General features: G+C 65.1%; 15 protein-coding genes. 10 read left to right on the forward strand and 5 right to left on the reverse strand.

What is annotated here, in order from left to right:
- Window positions 1-38 precede the first annotated feature (38 nt).
- The 4 genes from secF to F9K07_RS28470 form a co-directional block, all read right to left on the reverse strand.
- The gene (secF, locus tag F9K07_RS28455; protein WP_159596588.1) at window positions 39-992 is read right to left on the reverse strand and encodes a protein translocase subunit SecF; all 954 of its coding nucleotides are present in this window, start codon (window positions 990-992) and stop codon (window positions 39-41) included.
- 15 nt (window positions 993-1,007) lie between these two features.
- A complete protein-coding gene (gene secD, locus F9K07_RS28460) occupies window positions 1,008-2,885 on the reverse strand; it encodes a protein translocase subunit SecD (RefSeq protein ID WP_159596589.1) in 1,878 nt (625 codons plus the stop codon).
- Window positions 2,886-2,997: 112 nt separating this feature from the next.
- Complete coding sequence (gene yajC, locus F9K07_RS28465) at window positions 2,998-3,318, reverse strand: preprotein translocase subunit YajC (protein ID WP_159596590.1); 321 nt, start codon at window positions 3,316-3,318, stop codon at window positions 2,998-3,000.
- A 118-nt stretch (window positions 3,319-3,436) separates the two neighbouring features.
- Window positions 3,437-7,039, reverse strand: a complete 3,603-nt coding sequence (locus F9K07_RS28470) for an indolepyruvate ferredoxin oxidoreductase family protein (protein WP_159596591.1) — start codon at window positions 7,037-7,039, stop codon at window positions 3,437-3,439.
- A gap of 181 nt (window positions 7,040-7,220) precedes the next feature.
- Here F9K07_RS28470 and F9K07_RS28475 point away from each other — a divergent pair, with 181 nt between their 5' ends.
- The 7 genes from F9K07_RS28475 (at window position 7,221) to F9K07_RS28505 (ending at window position 13,005) form a co-directional block, all read left to right on the forward strand.
- The gene (locus tag F9K07_RS28475; RefSeq protein WP_159596592.1) at window positions 7,221-7,730 is read left to right on the forward strand and encodes an Lrp/AsnC family transcriptional regulator; all 510 of its coding nucleotides are present in this window, start codon (window positions 7,221-7,223) and stop codon (window positions 7,728-7,730) included.
- A gap of 200 nt (window positions 7,731-7,930) precedes the next feature.
- Window positions 7,931-8,494 (forward strand): hypothetical protein, encoded by a 564-nt coding sequence (locus F9K07_RS28480; RefSeq protein WP_159596593.1) that lies wholly within the window; start codon window positions 7,931-7,933, stop codon window positions 8,492-8,494.
- A 39-nt stretch (window positions 8,495-8,533) separates the two neighbouring features.
- The gene (locus tag F9K07_RS28485) at window positions 8,534-9,193 is read left to right on the forward strand and encodes a hypothetical protein (RefSeq protein WP_159596594.1); all 660 of its coding nucleotides are present in this window, start codon (window positions 8,534-8,536) and stop codon (window positions 9,191-9,193) included.
- Window positions 9,190-9,651 (forward strand): hypothetical protein, encoded by a 462-nt coding sequence (locus F9K07_RS28490; RefSeq protein WP_159596595.1) that lies wholly within the window; start codon window positions 9,190-9,192, stop codon window positions 9,649-9,651. The genes F9K07_RS28485 and F9K07_RS28490 overlap by 4 nt, the downstream gene beginning before the upstream one ends.
- Before the next feature lie 24 nt (window positions 9,652-9,675).
- Complete coding sequence (locus tag F9K07_RS28495; RefSeq protein ID WP_159596596.1) at window positions 9,676-10,491, forward strand: hypothetical protein; 816 nt, start codon at window positions 9,676-9,678, stop codon at window positions 10,489-10,491.
- Window positions 10,492-10,499: 8 nt separating this feature from the next.
- Window positions 10,500-12,464 carry a carboxypeptidase-like regulatory domain-containing protein gene (locus tag F9K07_RS28500; RefSeq protein ID WP_159596597.1) on the forward strand — a complete coding sequence of 655 codons (1,965 nt, stop codon included), beginning with the start codon at window positions 10,500-10,502 and terminating at the stop codon, window positions 12,462-12,464.
- Window positions 12,465-12,531: 67 nt separating this feature from the next.
- The gene (locus F9K07_RS28505) at window positions 12,532-13,005 is read left to right on the forward strand and encodes a hypothetical protein (protein ID WP_159596598.1); all 474 of its coding nucleotides are present in this window, start codon (window positions 12,532-12,534) and stop codon (window positions 13,003-13,005) included.
- Between the two features lie 180 nt (window positions 13,006-13,185).
- Here F9K07_RS28505 and F9K07_RS28510 read toward each other — a convergent pair whose 3' ends face one another.
- Window positions 13,186-13,608 carry a helix-turn-helix domain-containing protein gene (locus F9K07_RS28510; RefSeq protein WP_159596599.1) on the reverse strand — a complete coding sequence of 141 codons (423 nt, stop codon included), beginning with the start codon at window positions 13,606-13,608 and terminating at the stop codon, window positions 13,186-13,188.
- 292 nt (window positions 13,609-13,900) lie between these two features.
- On the opposite strand from F9K07_RS28510, the gene wbaP reads away from it, so the two are divergent.
- The 3 genes from wbaP to gmd are packed head-to-tail and all read left to right on the forward strand — an operon-like array spanning window position 13,901 to window position 17,696.
- Window positions 13,901-15,514 carry an undecaprenyl-phosphate galactose phosphotransferase WbaP gene (gene wbaP, locus F9K07_RS28515; protein ID WP_159596600.1) on the forward strand — a complete coding sequence of 538 codons (1,614 nt, stop codon included), beginning with the start codon at window positions 13,901-13,903 and terminating at the stop codon, window positions 15,512-15,514.
- A gap of 32 nt (window positions 15,515-15,546) precedes the next feature.
- Entirely contained in the window at window positions 15,547-16,548 is a 1,002-nt protein-coding gene (fcl, locus tag F9K07_RS28520; RefSeq protein WP_159596601.1) for a GDP-L-fucose synthase, read from the forward strand.
- Window positions 16,545-17,696 (forward strand): GDP-mannose 4,6-dehydratase, encoded by a 1,152-nt coding sequence (gmd, locus tag F9K07_RS28525; protein WP_159596602.1) that lies wholly within the window; start codon window positions 16,545-16,547, stop codon window positions 17,694-17,696. The genes fcl and gmd overlap by 4 nt, the downstream gene beginning before the upstream one ends.
- The last annotated feature ends 7 nt before the right edge of the window (window positions 17,697-17,703 follow it).

Below are 17,703 nucleotides of genomic sequence, written 5' to 3' on the forward strand. Positions count from 1 at the left end.
AGGCCCGGTAGCGCACCCACCCTGAAACGGGTGGGCGCTTAAACGACAGCGCCCGCGTTCGGGTCGTCGGGGTCACCCTCGGTCTTGGCACCGCTCTTGATCAGATCCTCTCGCTTGATGCCCAGCCACATGGCCATGGCAGCGCCCACGAACACCGACGAATAGATGCCAAAGCAAATGCCGATGGTCAGGGCCAGAGAGAAATAGAACAGCGTCGGTCCGCCGAACACCAGCATGGACAGCACCATGGCCTGCGTGGACCCGTGGGTGATGATGGTGCGGCTGATGGTGGAGGTGATCGCGTGGTCGATCACCTGCTGCGTGTTCATCTTGCGCTGGCGCCGGAAGGTTTCGCGGATCCGGTCGAAGATCACGACCGACTCGTTGACCGAGTACCCCAGCACCGCCAAGGTGGCCGCCAGCACCGCCAGCGAGAACTCCCACTGGAAGAAGGCGAAGAAGCCCAGGATGATGACCACGTCGTGCAGGTTCGCGACGATGGCGGACACCGCGTACTTCCACTCGAAGCGAAGCGCGAGGTAGATCATGATGCCCACGATCACCAGCCCCAGTGCCAGAAGACCGCTGGTGACCAGTTCCTGGCCCACTTGCGGGCCCACGAACTCGGTGCGGCGCAGCTCCACCGCCGGGTTTTGTGCCTTGAGCGCCGACAGCACGATTTCACTCTGCTGGCTGGAGGTCTTGCCGGCCTGCACCGGCAGGCGCAACAGCACGTCGCGCGAGGTGCCAAAGTTCTGCACCGGCACGTCGGCATAGCCCAGCGACTCGATGACCTTGCGCACCGACTCCAGATCGGCCGGCTGTTCGTAGGCCACCTCCATGACAGTGCCGCCCGTGAACTCGACCGACAGGTGCAGGCCGCGCGTGGTCAGGAAGAAAACGGCGGCGAGGAAGGTGATGAAGGAGATCGCGTTGAGCACCAACGCGTTCTTCATGAACGGGATGTCGCGGCGGAGGCGGAAGAATTCCATGGCGTGTCGTCCTGATCAGTCGGCTTTGGCGGCGGGGCTCTGCGCACCATCCGGACGCCAGACGGTCCCGATGGAAACGGTCTTGAGCTTCTTCTGGCGGCCATACCAGAGGTTGACCACGCCGCGCGAGAAGAACACCGACGAGAACATGCTGGTGACGATACCCAGGCAATGCACCACGGCAAAGCCGCGCACCGGGCCGGAGCCAAAAATTAGCAAGGCAATGCCAGCGATCAACGAGGTAACGTTGGAATCCAGGATGGTCGACCACGCGTGGTCGTAGCCCGTATTTATCGCTGTCTGTGGTGACGATCCCCGGCGCAACTCCTCACGCACGCGTTCGTTGATCAGCACGTTGGAGTCGATCGCCATGCCGAGCGCCAGCGCCATGGCAGCAATGCCGGGCAAGGTCAACGTAGCCTGCAACATGGACAGCAAGGACACCAGCAACAGCACATTGAAGCCCAAGGCGATGCTGGAGAACACGCCGAACAGCGCGTAGTACACGCACATGAAAACGACGATCGCGATGAAGCCCCACAGCACGCTGCGGAACCCCTTGGTGATGTTCTCGGCGCCCAGGCTCGGGCCGATGGTGCGCTCTTCGATGATCTCCATGGGAGCGGCCAGCGAGCCGGCGCGCAGCAACAGCGCGGTGTCGTTGGCCTCGACCGTGGTCATGGCGCCCGAGATCTGCACCCGACCGCCGCCAATTTCGCCGCGGATCACCGGAGCGGTCACCACTTCGCCACGGCCCTTCTCGAACAGGATGATGGCCATGCGCTTGCCCACGTTCTCGCGCGTCACGTCGCGGAACACGCGCGCGCCCTTGGCGTCCAGCGTCAGGTGCACAGCCGCTTCCTGGGTCTGGCTGTCGAAGCCGGCCTGGGCATCGGTCAGGTTCTCGCCGGTGAGCAGCACCTCGCGCTTGACCACCACGAACCGGCCACCCCGCTCGGGATAGCGTTCGGCGCCAAATGGCACGGGGGCGGTGCCATTCGCCGCGGACTGGGCTTCCAGGCTTTCGTCCACCAGCCGCACTTCCAAGGTGGCGGTGCGGCCCAGAATGTCCTTGGCCTTCGCGGTGTCCTGCACGCCGGGCAGCTGTACCACGATGCGGTCGGCGCCCTGTTGCTGGATGACGGGCTCGGCCACGCCCAGCTCGTTGATCCGGTTGTGCAGGGTCGTGATGTTCTGCTTGAGGGCCTGGTCCTGCACACGCCGTGCCGCTTCCGGGCTGATCGTGCCCAGAAGGCGGAAGTCGGCCGTTTCGGTGACCTGCAAATCGGCGAACTGATTGCGGATCAGATCGCTCACGGCCCCCAGGGTCTGGGCATCACCGGCGCGCAGTTCGATGGTCTGGCCATTGCGGTTGATGCCCCCGTGGCGCAAGCCTTTTTCGCGCAGGGCGGTGCGCAAGTCCGTGGCCAGCACATCGGCACGGCGGGTGAGCGCGGCCTGCATGTCCACCTGCAGCATGAAGTGCACGCCGCCGCGCAGGTCCAGCCCGAGGTACATGGGCGAGGCACCCAAAGCGGCCAACCAGCCCGGGGTGCGGGGCAGCAGGTTCAACGCGACCACGTGGCTGGGGTCACTGGGATCGGGGTTGAAAGCCTTTTCCAACGCATCGCGCGCCTTGAGCTGGTCGTCGGTGCTGTTGAAACGGGCCTTGACCGAGTTGGCGTCGAGCTGGATCCGTGAACTCTCGAGACTTTGTGCCGCCAGAGCCCGTTCCACGCGCGCGACGGTGGCTGTGTCGATGCGCACCGAGGACCGGGCTGCGGACACCTGCACGGCCGGCGACTCCCCGAACAGGTTGGGCAGCGCGTAGAGCGCACTGATGAGCAAAACGATCAGGATGATCGCGTACTTCCACAGCGGGTAACGGTTCATGGTGAGATCTCGGCGCGTGATGTCCAGGGCGTGGCGGAACCGGGTTTGCCGGGCCGCTCACGCCGCCCCCCTTGGGAGAGCGGGCTGGCGTCAGCCGGCCCGTGCAGGGGTGTTACTTGATGGTGCCCTTGGGCAGCACTTGCACGACAGCGGAGCGTTGCATCTGGACTTCGACGCCGCTGGCAAGTTCCACGCCCACGTAAATTTCACCGATCTTGGTGACCTTGCCCAGGAAGCCACCCGCGGTGACGACTTCGTCGCCCTTGGCCAGCGCCGACACCATCGCCTTGTGTTCCTTCTGGCGCTTGAGCTGGGGACGGATCATCACGAAATACAGCACCACGAACATCAGCACCAAGGGCAGCATGCCCAACAGGGTGGATTGGGTGTCGCCGCCAGCGGCGGCTTGGGCATAGGCGGAGGAAATGAACACGGGGGTCTCCAACAGGTTCGGAAATCACAACAATGCCAAGCGCCCGGGGCGTCGGATCGCGCCGCCGGGCACTCAAGGCTCAACCGGGGATTGTATGCCGGGGGTGTGACTCGGCCGATCAGGCGGCCCGTACCAGGGTAGGCGCAGCCTTGGGCTGGCGCCACTGATGCAACAGCCCGTCGCGGCGGCTGCGCGCCGCGGCCAGGTGGCGCTCCTTCACATGGCCGTAGCCCCGGATCTGCTCCGGAATGCCCGCGATCTCCACCGCCAGCGCGTGGTTGTCGGCGCTCAGACCCGACAGCACCATCTCGATGTCGCTCCGGTACTCGCCGATCAGGGCGCGTTCGGTGCGGCGCTCTTGGGTGCGACCAAAGATGTCCAGCGCCGTTCCGCGAAGCCCCTTGAAGCGCGCCATGACCTTGAACACCTTGAACATGAATGGACCGAAAGGCTGTTTGATCAGTTCGCCGCGCTCGTTCTTCTTCGCGATCAACGGCGGCGCCAGATGCAGCCTGAGCTTGAAGTCGCCTTCGAACTGGCTTGCCAGGCGGGCATGGAACGCCGGGTCGCTGTGCAGGCGTGCCACTTCGTACTCGTCCTTGTAGGCCATGAGCTTGAAGAGGTAGCGCACCACCGCCTCGGTCAACGCGGTCTTGCCCAGCGGTTCTTCCACCGCGCGCACGCGCTCCACGAAGGTGCGGTACTGCGCGGCGTAGGCCGCGTTCTGGTAGTCCGTCAGGAATTCGACCCGGCGCGCGATCAGGGCGTCGAGCGAATCGCGCTTCTTGAACTGGATCACCTGCTCGCTGCCACCGGCCACCTTCTGGCACAGCGCCGCCATGGCTTGCGGATCGTGGGCGGCGCGGCGGCCCCACTCGAATGCCGCCTTGTTCTTCTCCACCTGGACCGCATTGAGCTCCATGGCGCGCATCAGCGCATCCAGACCCAGCGGCAGCCAAGCTTTTTGCCACGCGTAACCCAGCATCATGGGGTTCGTGTACAGGCTGTCGCCCATCAGGCGCGTGGCAGCGGTTTCCGCGTCGAAGGTGCCCACGGCTTCCTCGCCCAGGCTGCGCACCAGGGCGCTCACACACTCCTGCGCCGGGTTCTGCCAGTTGGCATTCGTCACGAACGCCGCCGTGGGCGACGCATGGGTGTTGAGCGCGACATGCGTGCGTCCTGCGCGCAGGCGCTGCCACGTTTCCTTGTGCGCGGTCACGATCGGATCGCAGCCCAGCACCAGGTCGGCCGATGCCGCGGAAACGCGCGTGGTGCGGATGTCATCCTGGCGCGCGCCGATCAGCACATGGCTCCAGGTCGCGCCGCCCTTTTGCGCCAGACCTGCCGCGTCCTGCGTCACGATGCCCTTGCCCTCCAAGTGCGCGGCCACGCCGAGCAACTGGCCAATGGTGATGACGCCCGTGCCCCCCACGCCCGCGACGATCACGCCCCAGGCATCCGCGCCGAGGGTGGGCAACACGGGCATGGGCACGCTGCCACCGGTCCATTCCATCCGGGCTGCGCCCTTGTCCTTCTTGCGCAGCTGCCCGCCTTCGACGGTGATGAAACTCGGGCAGAAGCCCTTGAGGCAGGAGTAGTCCTTGTTGCAGGTGCTCTGGTTGATGGTGCGCTTGCGCCCGAACTCGGTCTCCAGCGGCTCGACCGACAAACAGTTCGATTGCACGCCGCAATCGCCGCAGCCTTCGCACACCAGCTCGTTGATGACCACGCGCTTGGTCGGATCGACCATCGTGCCGCGCTTGCGGCGGCGGCGCTTTTCGGTGGCGCAGGTCTGGTCGTAGATGATGACCGTCGTACCCTTGATCTCGCGGAACTCTTTTTGCACCGCGTCCAGCGTGTCGCGGTGCACGATCGCGATGCCCTCGGGCAGGCCCTTCACGCTGTCGTATTTCTCGGGCTCGTCGGTGACGATGGTGATCTTCACCGCCCCTTCGGCGCGCATGCTCTGCGCGATCTGCACCACGCTGTGCCCCTCGGGCCGCTCGCCCACTTGCTGGCCACCGGTCATGGCGACCGCATCGTTGTACAGAATCTTGTAGGTGATGTTGACGCCGGCGGCGATGCTCTGGCGCACCGCCAGCAAGCCGCTGTGGAAGTAGGTGCCATCGCCCAGATTCGCGAACATGTGCTGGTCGTGGCTGAACGGTTGTTGACCTATCCAGGGGACGCCTTCGCCACCCATCTGGGTGAAACCGACGGTGGCGCGGTCCATCCAGATCGTCATGAAGTGGCAACCAATGCCGGCCATCGCGCGCGAACCTTCGGGCACACGGGTGCTGGTGTTGTGGGGACAGCCCGAACAGAACCAGGGCTGGCGCTCCGCACCCGCCACACCTTGCGTGAGCAGGGTCTGCATCGACTGCTCTTGCGCGGTGAGGATCGCCAGTTGCGCGTCGATGCGCGCCATGACATCTTCAGGGACCTGCCCCAGCTTCTTCAAGCGCCGCGCGATCGCGCGCGCAATGATGGCCGGCGACAGGTCGGCATTGGCACGCAGCAAGGTGTGTGCGCTGGGGTTGGGCATGGACCATTCGCCGCCGCTGAAGTCGCCCTCCACCTCGTCGAACTTGCCCAGCACGTTGGGCCGCACGTCCGGGCGCCAGTTGTAGAGCTCTTCCTTCAGTTGGTATTCGATGACCTGGCGCTTCTCTTCCACCACCAGGATTTCGCGCAAGCCGGTGGCGAATTCGCGCGTCGTCTGCGCCTCCAGCGGCCAGACCACCGCTACCTTGTGCAGGCGCAGGCCGATGCGCTGGCAGGTGGCGTCGTCCAGGCCCAGGTCCAGCAAGGCCTGGCGCGTGTCGTTGTAGGCCTTGCCACTGGCGATCAGGCCAAAGCGGTCGTTCGGGCCGGCGATCACATTGTGGTTGAGGCGGTTGGCGCGGATGTAGGCCAGGGCGGCATACCACTTGGTGTCGAACAGGCGGGCCTCCTGGTCCAGCGCATGGTCGGGCCAGCGGATATGCACGCCGCCGGGCGGCATGTCGAAATCGGGTACCACGATCTTCACGCGGTCCACATCAATCTCGGCCGTGGCGCTGGACTCGACGATCTCCTGAATGGTCTTCATGCCGGCCCACACGCCGCTGAAACGGCTCATGGCGAAGGCATGCAGACCCAGGTCGAGGATTTCCTGGACCGACGCCGGGAAGAACACTGGTAGCCCGCAAGCCTTGAAGATGTGGTCGCTCTGGTGCGCGGCGGTCGAACTCTTGGCCACATGGTCGTCGCCCGCCACCGCAATCACGCCACCCCAGGGCGTGGTGCCGGCCATGTTGGCGTGTTTGAACACGTCGGAACAGCGGTCCACGCCGGGGCCCTTGCCGTACCAGATGCCGAACACGCCGTCGAACCGGTTGGTGCCCGGCGGTGCGAAGCCCAGCTGCTGCGTGCCCCAGACGGCGGTGGCGGCCAGCTCCTCGTTCACGCCAGGCTGGAACACGATGTTCTGGGCCTTGAGGTAAGACGCTGCCTTTTGCAACGACTGGTCGTAGCCGCCGAGCGGCGATCCGCGGTAACCGCTGATGAATCCAGCCGTGTTCTTGCCCACCACGGCATCGCGCTGGCGCTGCAGCATGGGCAGCTTCACCAGCGCCTGAATGCCGCTCATGAAGGCGCGGCCCTGGTCCAGCGCGTACTTGTCATCGAGCGTGACGGTCTCCAGCGCGCGGCGAATGTGTTCGGGCAGCGGTGCGTTCATGGTTCTTGTCTCCGTGGGTTGGATGCCTGCCTCCTAGGCAGGCCACAAACCGGATCGTGCGCGGGGTAGGGGCACGCACCCAGTGTGGCGCACAGTGTATGCCCACGAAACCGATAGGTGTTTGCGTTTCATGCCTGATTAAAGCCATAAAAAGAAAGAATCATTCTTAAAATCGAGCCATATGGAAACACTTGATAAGTTCGACATCGCCATCCTGCAAGAACTGCAAAACGACGGGCGCCTGACCAACGCCGAGTTGGCACAGCGCGTGGGGCTCTCCGCCGCCCCTTGCTGGCGGCGGGTGCGCGCACTGGAAGAAGCGGGCTTCATCACCGGCTACCGGGCCGAGATCAACCGCGAAAAAATTGGTTTGGGGGTGTTCGCGTTCGTGCGGTTGGACGCCGACCGCAACAGCGGGGAGGTCACGCGCACGATGGAAAACGCCATTCGCGGCATTCCGGAAGTGATCTCCTGCCACTACATCAGCGGCTCCGGCACCTTCGAGCTGCAGGTGGTCAGCCGTGACCTGAACCACTTCAGCCAGTTCGCCCGCGAGGTGCTGCTCAATTTGCCCAACGTGAAGGATCTGCACACCAGCTTCTCGCTGGGCGAAGTGAAGTCCGGGAGTGCATTGCCGCTGTCGCACTTGTTAGACAGAAGTACAAGCTCGGCACCATCACAAAAATCTTGAGCAAAATTTTCAGCGCGGATCCAACACTTTTAACAACCAAATAACAATGTCGGCGCAAGTACTTGAAAAGCGTGCGTTTTTCCTCGGCCACGGATTGCCCACGGAGGTCGCCTTCCATAACATTCCTCCATCATCAACCCGTGGACCGCGTACCCAAAAGTGCACAGACCACACTTTTGCACCCTTCTGAAGGAAACGCCGTGAAAAAAGCTCTGTTGCTCCCCTCTGCCCTGGCCGTGGCCCTGGCCATCCCGATGCTGGCTTCGGCCGAATCTCAGCTGGTTGCCGGCACCGGCACAGCCAATGCCCGCCTGAACCTGCGGGTGATCGTTCCCGGTTTCATCGCCCTGAAAGTGGGCACGGGCGCGATCCTGTCGAACACCGCCACCATCGACACCGTGGAATTCGCGTTGACCGATGCGCAAACCAGCGTGGACGGCACCGTCCCAGCCACTTCCGCCGGCGCTGGCGCAGTCCCTGTTCAGTTGATGGCCAACATCGGCAACGTGAATTTCTCTTCGGCTGGCGCCGCATTGACGTCCGGCCCCGACTCCATCCCCCTGTCGCGCATCGCTGTCGCGTCCGTGGGCACCTTGAACCACCCCACTTTCAGCGCAGCGGCGACGGCGGTGACTCCGACAACGGGACGGATCATCAATCGCTCCAGCACCTGGACCTACTCCTACAACCACCAAGGCGCCACGGCTCCGGTGGGCGCCGGCACCTATACGACACAAGTGACCTACACCGCTGTCGCTCCTTGATGCGCGTGCGAATGCAGGCATGCCCAACAGAATGGCGCCATGAAGCGATCGCCCTGTTCAAGCACACACCGACGCTGGGCTGCCGCTTGCCTGGTGTTGCTTTGCATGGGGGAGATGGCGGGTGCCCATGCCTGGTCGCTGACGCTCACCGCCGGGGCGCGACGCCTGTTCCTCCATGTCGGCAATGGAACACTCAGTGGCGCGAGCGGCACGCTGAACGGCGCCGTGGGAACGGGCGGCATTGTCAACACCGTGCAAGCCAGTTTGACGACGGCGCAATTGATCGGTGGCGCGCCGGTGGCCATGACCAGCGACAGCACCCAAAGCGTCAGCCTGTATGGTGACGGCAACATCACCTGCCCCTCGCCCGACAGCCAGGTCATGATCGGCGCAGGCTACCGCCGCAACAGCGGAGCCACCAGCGCCATGCTGACGGTGGTCTCCCCGCTCAACCTCACCAACCTGTCCACGGGTGACACGATCCCCATCACCCAGATCTCCTGGACAGCTTCTGCCCCGGGCAGCGGTGCACCCAATGTGATTCCCGGTGGCGCTTTTACCGGGGGGAGCCAGACGCTGGCCACGGTACCGGGGAACACCTATGTGGAGAATTGCCACAGCTTCGCCTACGCCAACAGCGCCGTGCGTGCCCAAGGGACGTACACCGGCACGGTGACCTACACGCTGAGCAGCCCATGATCCAGCCGAAGCTTCTGGCCGCGATGTTGCTCCTTGGGTTCATGACGTCCATGGCCTGCGCCAACCCGCACCGGTTGAACGATTCGCTGAGCCACACCGTGCCGCCCAACGTGCAGATGCAATGGCTGCCCATCCGATCGGGGCAGCCGTTTGCCGGCGGCATGGAAGCGTGGCTGCGCGTGAACATCCGCATCGACACCCGCGACTGGATCGGACGCACCGGTCGCATCTACATGGTCCTGGAGCGGGACCAGACCTCCACCATCGAGGCGGTCTGGACCACGCACGGACGCCTTCAGGCGGGACGCCTGATTTCCGGTGAACGCACGCTGGTTTTCGCGGGTGCGATTCCCGGCAACACACTCGAAGACCAGTGGCAGGTGCGCTTGCGCTCGAACGCCGACTGGCTGTCCAACAGCCGGCGTTTGAATTTCCACTTCGAACTCGACGTCGACTGAATCTCCATGCTCTGTGCGCACCCCTTGTCCCTGCTTCGTCCGCCGTCGCGTCTGCTGCTGAAGTGGGGGTGGGCCGCTGTCCTGGCATGCACCCCCTTTGTGCTGCACGCGCAGGGCTTCGCCGTCTACATCACCCCACCCCGCTTTGAAGTGCAGGCAACGCCCGGCCAATCGCTGCGCCAAGTGGTGGAAATCCAGCACGTGGGGCAACAGAAAGGCAACTTCCGCGTCTACACCAGCGACTGGACACTGCAAGCCGACAACTCGGTGAGCTTCAGCGACGAACTCGCAGCCGACAGCTGCCGGCCATGGGTGGCCATCGAGCGTCGCAATCTGGTGATCGAGCCTGGCGCACGCTACCGCTACCGCTTCGAGATCACCCCACCGCCGGGCACGCCCGCGCGCGAATGCCGCTTCGCGCTCATGTTCGAAGGACTCGATACCACCAGCGCGCAGGGCAGCCTGAATATTCCCGTCGGGGGACGTATCGGAGTGATCGTCTATGCCGCCATTGGCGACGCGGCGCCCCGGCTGGAAGCGGTCGGCACGCGGGTCGTCTCTCTGGATGGCACGCCCACCGCGGTGGTCGACGTGCGCAACCGCGGCAATGCCCATGGGCGGCTGGAAGGCTTTGTCAACGGCACCGATGCATCCGGTGCGCGCTTCGAAATGTCGCCCGCGGATCTGCCCATCCTGCCGGGCGAGACACGGGCTGTTGCCATCGTTCCGGTGGTGGAAGACGGAAAATCAGCGCCCACCATTCGCTTCCCGCTCACCGTGAAGGGCAACCTCGAGTGGGGACGAAACCGTCTGCCGCTGGACGCCAGCTTCACCCCATGAGGGAGGGCTTGCGGCGCTCACCCCGGCGCCTGGCCGCCGCAATGGGTCTCGCGGCACCCCTGCTCGGCGCAATGGCCCAGGACGCGCCAGCGCCACCGGCCAGCGCTCCCGCCTATGTCGACAGGGTGATCGAGAACCTGCCCCCCGAGCCGGTGAACGACGCCGAAGCCCGGGCCTACGACCGCGAAGGCCTGCCGCGCTTCCTGCGCCTGGAAACACGGCTGGGCACAGCGCCCTTTGACCGCACGCACCGCGCCCGCATTGGCTACGGCATTTTTGGCCTCATCGAAACACCCAACCATGGCACGCTTTCGGTGGACGGTGCCTACGCACCACGCGACGGCAGTAGCACCGTCACGCTGCGACAACGCGGCATGCCCCTGGATGGCGGGTGGCTGACCAACAACTCGCTGGGCGTGTTCAACGTCCCTGCGCCCGACATCACACGCCAGCCGTCTCGCATCTATGTGCCCTCGGCCATCGTGCGCGGCCTGAGCACCGAATGGGAAAACCCGGACCAGGGCATACAGCTGCAGGCCGCCACCGGGGAACCGGGGCAACTGGGATTTTTACCCGCCAATGGCTTTCGGCGCTTGCCTGGACAACGCACCACCGTGGGCGGCCAGTGGCGCATCAACGCAGCAGACGCCAGCCCTTCGTCTCATCAGGGTTGGACCGTGGCACTGCGGCACGAAGACGCGCGCAAGGTCTCCACCTTCGACACCCTCTTCCAACCCGGCGACACCGTCGACGCCGCCTCCACCTTGCTGGCGCTCCGGCACGAGGGCGCGGAACACCGCATCCAGGGCCAGGTGGTCAGCACGCACGCCAGCCAGCTGAACCGTGGCCGGACCGGCTTCTGGGTCGATGGCGAATGGGACGATGGCCCGCGCCGTCACGGCGCGGGGGCCTATCGACTGGATCCCGAACTGAGCTGGGCGCAACAGGCGCTGTCCAACAACATCGTGGGCGCCTACTTCAGATCGGGTTGGCACACCCGCCAGTGGTCCGCAGAAGGTTCGATCGACTGGCTGGACTCCATCGACGGCCGCAACGACAGCGGCTACTTCGCCACGGGCTCAGCGCGCTGGCGCCTCGACCGGAGCAACTCCCTGGGCGTGGGCAGCACCGTGCGGCACTACAGCGGCAATGCCTGGAGCACCTATGGTGACTGGCGTTTCCAGAACGCCTGGGGCAGCAGCGGGCTGCGCCTCCAGCTCACAGGCAGCGACAGCCAGGCCGATTCGCGCGGACTGGTGTGGGACCAGGAGTGGCAGGTGCCACAAGGCTGGGCACTCTCCACCAGCCTGGGGCCCGCCGCCTACAGCGCCTCCGTGTTCCAACCCGCCGAGACCCTCTGGAGCGCCGCCGTGAGCATGACTGCGCCCTTGAGCCCGAAGGCCGTCATGCGCGGCAACTTCAACACCGAGCGCAGCAACACCGGGCATCGGCGCCACAGCCTGAACCTGGGTGTCCACTGGCGCATCGACACACGCTGGAGCTTCGAGGCCAACGTCAACCGCTCCACCGGACGCAGCCGCATCGTCGCGTCGCTCGATCCGCTCGCGCCATTGCCACTGGTGACGGCAGATTCCGACCGCTCCTTCTACGCCGTGTTGCGCTACGAGCTGGAAGCGGGCAGCCGCAACGTGCCGCTGGGCGGCAAATCGAGCGACGGTGGTGGACGCATCGCAGGCACGGTGTATTTCGACGCCAACCGCAGTGGCACACAGGAAGCGAGCGAACAAGGCGTGCCCAATGTGACGGTCTATCTGGACAACCGCTATGCCGTGCGCACCGACAGCCAGGGGCGGTTCGAGTTTCCGTTCGTGGCCAGCGGGCCGCGCACGGTCAGCGTGCGCAGCGACAGCCTGCCGTTGCCCTGGAACGTGGTCGACCAAGGCCAGACCAAGGTCGACGTGCGTTTGCGGGAGAGCATCCAGCTGACGATTCCGGTGCAACGCAGCGAATAGATGGAATGGGGCAGGGCCTGCCGCACGGGCCGGCTCAAGTTCGTGGGGAGCGGGTCGATAGGGGTTCATGAGCACCCCGAAACGCCCTCTTTTCTGCGCTTTGACCGTCAGCGCCTTGCTGCTGACGCCCATGAGCAGCATGGGAGAAAGCGCGTTGACAACCCAAGGCTCCGCCAGCGCTTCGCTGCAGTTGCGCATCATCATTCCGCCCGTCATGCGCGTGATGGAGAACAGCCACCCGCAGTTGCTTGACACCTCCGTCGGCGGCGAAGCCAGTGCCGAGCAGCGCCTCGTGGTGCAGTCCAACATGAAGCGAGGCTTCTGCGTTTCATTGCGCCGCGCCGCGCCCCAACTCGGCGCGTGGGACCTGCAGACCACGCCGCAAAGCGGTGTCCAACTGAGTGCATTGCCCGATGGCTACCGCGTCTGCGGCACCCGCCCGGGGCACTACACCCTGGTGCTCCAACACCGCTTCGCCATCAGCGAGCGCCACATCGAGGCACTGCGCTGGCCGGTGCAGACCGACATTTCCGCCATTTGAGCGGGCGCCGCGTGGTCGGGGGTCCACGGAATCGGGTTTCGGGATGTAAACCTCCCTCGCGCTTTCACGCGCCGCATCGCGGCGACTCATGTTGCAGTGCGCCATTTTGTTTTGCACTTAACAGCGCGAGCGCGTGCATGAAAACCATCTTGCCGTCCTACACGACAACGGCTTCTTGTCCTACGCACCGGGCGTGATGCCGTTGCGCTGCCACACGCGGCGGATGGTGGTGGCGCTCACGCCCAGATGCGCGGCCAGGCTGCGGGTGCTCCATGGCGTGTCGGGCGCCGGTGGGTTGTGCAGCGTGGTGCGCACGATGTGAGCCTCCAGCGCTGTCGTGAGGCTCGGTGTGCGCCCTGCGCGCGGCGCGTCGTGCAACAAGGCCTCCACGCCACGCTCCATGAACCGCCGTCGCCATAGGGCGACTTGCCGGCGGTCCAGCCGCACTTCCACGGCGATCTCCGTGTTCTGCCAACCTTGCGCAGCCAGCAGGATGACGCGCGCACGCTGCTGTACGCGGGCCTCCACCCGCCGGCCCTTGGAGAGCGTGCGCAAGGCACGCTCGGTTTTCACATCCAGTTCGATCGCTTCTGCCACTCGCATGGTCTTGTCCTCCGCAGGAATGCGAGTCTGTCAGAAATTTTAAGTTCTATCAATTAAAGCGCACACGAAACGCGTGCCCCACGCAACGCACAAAAGAGCGCGTTGCGTTTCGATGCATTTGGCGCGCAGGAACTCAAAGCTCGTTACATCAACGTCATGTGGCTGGCCTAAAAAGAAAAGGCGGAAGCGTTCTGCGTACCGCGCATTTCCAACGAGACAGGGAGTTTCACCATGACGTGTTTCAGACACTCGCCATTTCCGCGTCCCTTGCATGTGCATTTCATGCACCGCCATGGGGCCCGACCAACAAGCTTTCTTCGCGAGCGCTGACATGGACCGCGCGCGCAGTCCCCGCATCGAGCGGCAAGCCTCCGCCGAGAGCAGCGCGGGCAGCGTCGTCCCGCTCTACAACGAACACGACCTCGCCCGCCAGTTGGCGCCCTGGGGCGACATCGCGCACCGCCAGCAACGCGCGCAGGCCGTGCTGGTGCTCACCGATCTGTGCGTGCTCGCATTCTGCTTCGTCGCGGGCCGTCTGCCCGCGTGGTGGCGCGGCGAAGCGAGCCTGCCCGAAGCCATGAACGTGTGGTGGACCGCCAATGGCCACCTGCGGCTCACGCTCTTCGCGGCCATCGCGATGGCCATGGTGACCTGGATGTGGACCGTGCAAGGCCACTACTCGGCGCACCGCCGCAAGCCTTGGTGGGATGAGACCCGCCAGCTGATCCAGGTGATCGTGCTCGCGGCCTTGCTCGACGCGATGGTGATCTACCTCGCCAAGTGGCCGCTCTCGCGCTTGTGGACCGGCGCCACCTGGGGCCTTGTGCTGGTCTGCCTGCCGCTGGCGCGCATGGCCATGCGCGCTTACCTGCTGCGCACCGGCCTGCTCATACAACCCTATGTGCTGATCGGCCGCCCCGACGACGTCGAGAAAGCCGCGGCTGCGCTGGCCAGCGAGCCGCTCATGGGCTACAAGCCGGTGGCCGTCGTCTGCCCCGAGCCCGGCGCGCGCCTGGTCCACCTCGGTGGTGACCAGGTCGCCGCGCCGACCGCGCTCACACCCAAGGTGCGCGCCTTTCTCGGCAAGCCAGGTCCGCACCAGCTCGTGGGCGTGCTCGGCGTTCACGACAACCACTGGCTGCGCGAACTCGCACAGGAAATCATGCTCACGCGCGACGACTTGGTGATCGTGCCGGCGCTGGGCGACCTGCCCATCTACGGCATGGAGGTCTCGCACTTCTTCAGCCACAACGTGCTGCTGCTGCGCGCCCGCAACAACCTCAACCGCCGTGGTCCGCAGGTGCTCAAGCGCGCGCTCGACATCCTCGGCGCCTCGCTGCTGCTGGCGCTCTTGGCACCGCTGTTCGCCTGGGTCGCGTGGCGCATCAAACAGGACGACGCCGGCCCCGTGTTCTTCGTGCAGAAGCGCGTGGGCGCCGATGGCCAGCTGTTCGACTTCATCAAGTTCCGCAGCATGGTGATGGACGCCGATGGCGCGCTGGAGCGCTGGAAGACCGAGAACGAACAGCTCTATGTGCAATACCTGGCGAGCAACTTCAAGCTCGCGAAAGACCCGCGCGTCACCCCCATCGGCCGTCTGATCCGGCGCACCAGCATCGACGAGCTGCCGCAGCTCTTCAACGTGTTGCGCGGCGACATGAGCCTGGTCGGCCCGCGCCCGCTGCTCGCGCGCGAGCTCGGCGAATACGGCCGCAGCATCGCCGCCTACGGCAAGGCGCGCCCCGGCATCACCGGCCTGTGGCAGATCAGCGGGCGCAGCAGCAGCACCTTCCAGCACCGCATCAACATGGACCTCTGGTACGTGCGCAACTGGTCGCTCTGGTACGACCTGGTGATCATGCTGCGCACCGTGCGTGTGGTGCTCAAGCAAGAGGGGGCCTGCTGATGCGAACCGATTTCTTTCCACCGGGGTCCTCCATGAACACACCAGACACCATCTACGTCGCGGGCCACCGCGGCATGGTCGGGTCGGCCATCGTGCGCCAGCTGCGCGCCGCCGGCCACCCTGAGCGCAACATCGTCACGCGCACGCACGCCGAGCTCAACCTGACCGACCAGGCCGCCGTGCGCGCCTTCTTCGCGCAGACGAAGCCGCAGCAGGTGTACCTCGCCGCGGCCAAGGTCGGGGGCATCCACGCCAACAGCGTGTTCCCCGCCGACTTCATCTACCAGAACCTCATGATCGCGGCCAACGTGATCGAGGCCGCCTTCTGCAGCGGCGTTCAGAAGCTGCTGTTCCTGGGTTCGAGCTGCATCTATCCCAAGCTCGCCGACCAGCCCATGAGCGAGGACGCGCTGCTCACCGGGCCGCTGGAAGCCACCAACGAGCCCTATGCCATCGCCAAGATCGCCGGCATCAAGCTGTGCGAGAGCTACAACCGCCAGTTCGGCGCGAGCCATGGCGTGGACTACCGCTGCGTCATGCCCACCAACCTCTACGGACCGGGCGACAACTACCACCCGGAGAACAGCCACGTCATCCCCGCGCTGGTCCGGCGCTTCCACGCCGCGAAGGAAGCCGACGCGCCCGAGGTCATCATCTGGGGCAGCGGCAAGCCCATGCGCGAGTTCCTGTACGTCGACGACATGGCCGCGGCCAGCGTGCACGTGATGAACCTGCCCAAGGCGGTCTACGAGCAGCACACGCAGCCCATGCTCAGCCACATCAACGTGGGCTCGGGTTCGGACATGACCATCGCCGAACTGGCCCACAGCATCGCGGCCATCACCGGCTACACGGGCGAGATCCGCTTCGACGCCAGCAAGCCCGATGGCACGCCACGCAAGCTCATGGACAGCGCCCGCCTGCACCGCCTGGGCTGGCGCGCCAAGGTCGACCTGCCGCAGGGCCTGGAGATGACCTACCAAGACTTCCTGAAGCACACCGCTTCCGCCCCCACCCTCGTTGCCACGCCATGACCACCAATCCCCCCATCCTCCCCTCCAACGGCAAGGTTGCCCTCATCACCGGCGTGACCGGGCAGGACGGCTCCTACCTGGCCGAACTGCTGCTCGAAAAGGGCTACACGGTGCACGGCATCAAGCGCCGCAGCAGCCAGTTCAACACCCAGCGCGTGGACCACATCTACCAGGACCCGCACATCGACAACGCGCGCTTCCACCTGCACTACGGCGACCTCAGCGACACCAGCAACCTGATCCGCATCGTGCAGGAAACCCAGCCCGACGAGATCTACAACCTGGGCGCGCAAAGCCATGTGGCGGTGAGCTTCGAGAGCCCCGAGTACACCGCCGACGTGGACGGCATGGGCACGCTGCGCCTGCTCGAAGCCATCCGCATCCTCGGGCTGGAGAAGAAGACGCGCTTTTACCAAGCGAGCACGTCCGAGCTCTACGGCCTGGTGCAGGAAATTCCGCAGAAGGAAAGCACGCCGTTCTACCCGCGCAGCCCCTACGCCGTGGCCAAGCTCTACGCCTACTGGATCGTGGTGAACTACCGCGAGGCCTACGGTATGTATGCCTGCAACGGCATCCTGTTCAACCACGAATCGCCGCGCCGCGGTGAAACCTTCGTCACGCGCAAGATCACGCGCGGCCTGGCCAACATCGCCCAGGGGCTGGAGCACTGCCTCTACATGGGCAACATGGACGCGCTGCGCGACTGGGGCCACGCCAAGGACTACGTGCGCATGCAGTGGATGATGCTGCAGCAGGCGCAGGCGGAGGACTTCGTCATCGCCACCGGCGTGCAGTACAGCGTGCGCCAGTTCATCGAGATGACGGCCAAGGAGCTGGGCATCACGCTTCGCTTCGAAGGCCAGGGCGTGAACGAACGCGCCGTCGTGCAGGCCATCGAAGGCGACAAGGCCCCGGCACTCAAACCCGGTCAGGTGGTGGTGCAGGTGGACCCGCGCTACTTCCGCCCCACCGAAGTGGAAACGCTGCTGGGCGACCCGGCCAAGGCCAAGGAGCGCCTGGGCTGGGTGCCGCAGATCGCGCTGCAGGAAATGGTGACCGAGATGGTCGCCTCGGACCTGACCGACGCCCAACGCCACGCCCTGCTCAAGCACCACGGCTACGAAGTGCCGGTGACCAGCGAACACTGAAAACGCC

The sequence above is a fragment of the Hydrogenophaga sp. BPS33 genome, assembly GCF_009859475.1.
Taxonomy (GTDB): Bacteria; Pseudomonadota; Gammaproteobacteria; order Burkholderiales; family Burkholderiaceae_C; genus Hydrogenophaga.

Bases quoted from the DNA above. Each gene is read 5' to 3' on its own strand.
- F9K07_RS28490 (WP_159596595.1), top strand. From the start codon at position 9,190: ATGATCCAGCCGAAGCTTCTGGCCGCGATGTTGCTCCTTGGGTTCATG.
- gmd (WP_159596602.1), top strand. From the start codon at position 16,545: ATGACCACCAATCCCCCCATCCTCCCCTCCAACGGCAAGGTTGCCCTC.
- F9K07_RS28475 (WP_159596592.1), top strand. From the start codon at position 7,221: ATGGAAACACTTGATAAGTTCGACATCGCCATCCTGCAAGAACTGCAA.
- F9K07_RS28485 (WP_159596594.1), top strand. From the start codon at position 8,534: ATGAAGCGATCGCCCTGTTCAAGCACACACCGACGCTGGGCTGCCGCT.
- secD (WP_159596589.1), bottom strand. From the start codon at position 2,885: ATGAACCGTTACCCGCTGTGGAAGTACGCGATCATCCTGATCGTTTTG.
- F9K07_RS28505 (WP_159596598.1), top strand. From the start codon at position 12,532: ATGAGCACCCCGAAACGCCCTCTTTTCTGCGCTTTGACCGTCAGCGCC.
- secF (WP_159596588.1), bottom strand. From the start codon at position 992: ATGGAATTCTTCCGCCTCCGCCGCGACATCCCGTTCATGAAGAACGCG.
- F9K07_RS28510 (WP_159596599.1), bottom strand. From the start codon at position 13,608: ATGCGAGTGGCAGAAGCGATCGAACTGGATGTGAAAACCGAGCGTGCC.
- wbaP (WP_159596600.1), top strand. From the start codon at position 13,901: ATGGGGCCCGACCAACAAGCTTTCTTCGCGAGCGCTGACATGGACCGC.
- fcl (WP_159596601.1), top strand. From the start codon at position 15,547: ATGAACACACCAGACACCATCTACGTCGCGGGCCACCGCGGCATGGTC.
- F9K07_RS28470 (WP_159596591.1), bottom strand. From the start codon at position 7,039: ATGAACGCACCGCTGCCCGAACACATTCGCCGCGCGCTGGAGACCGTC.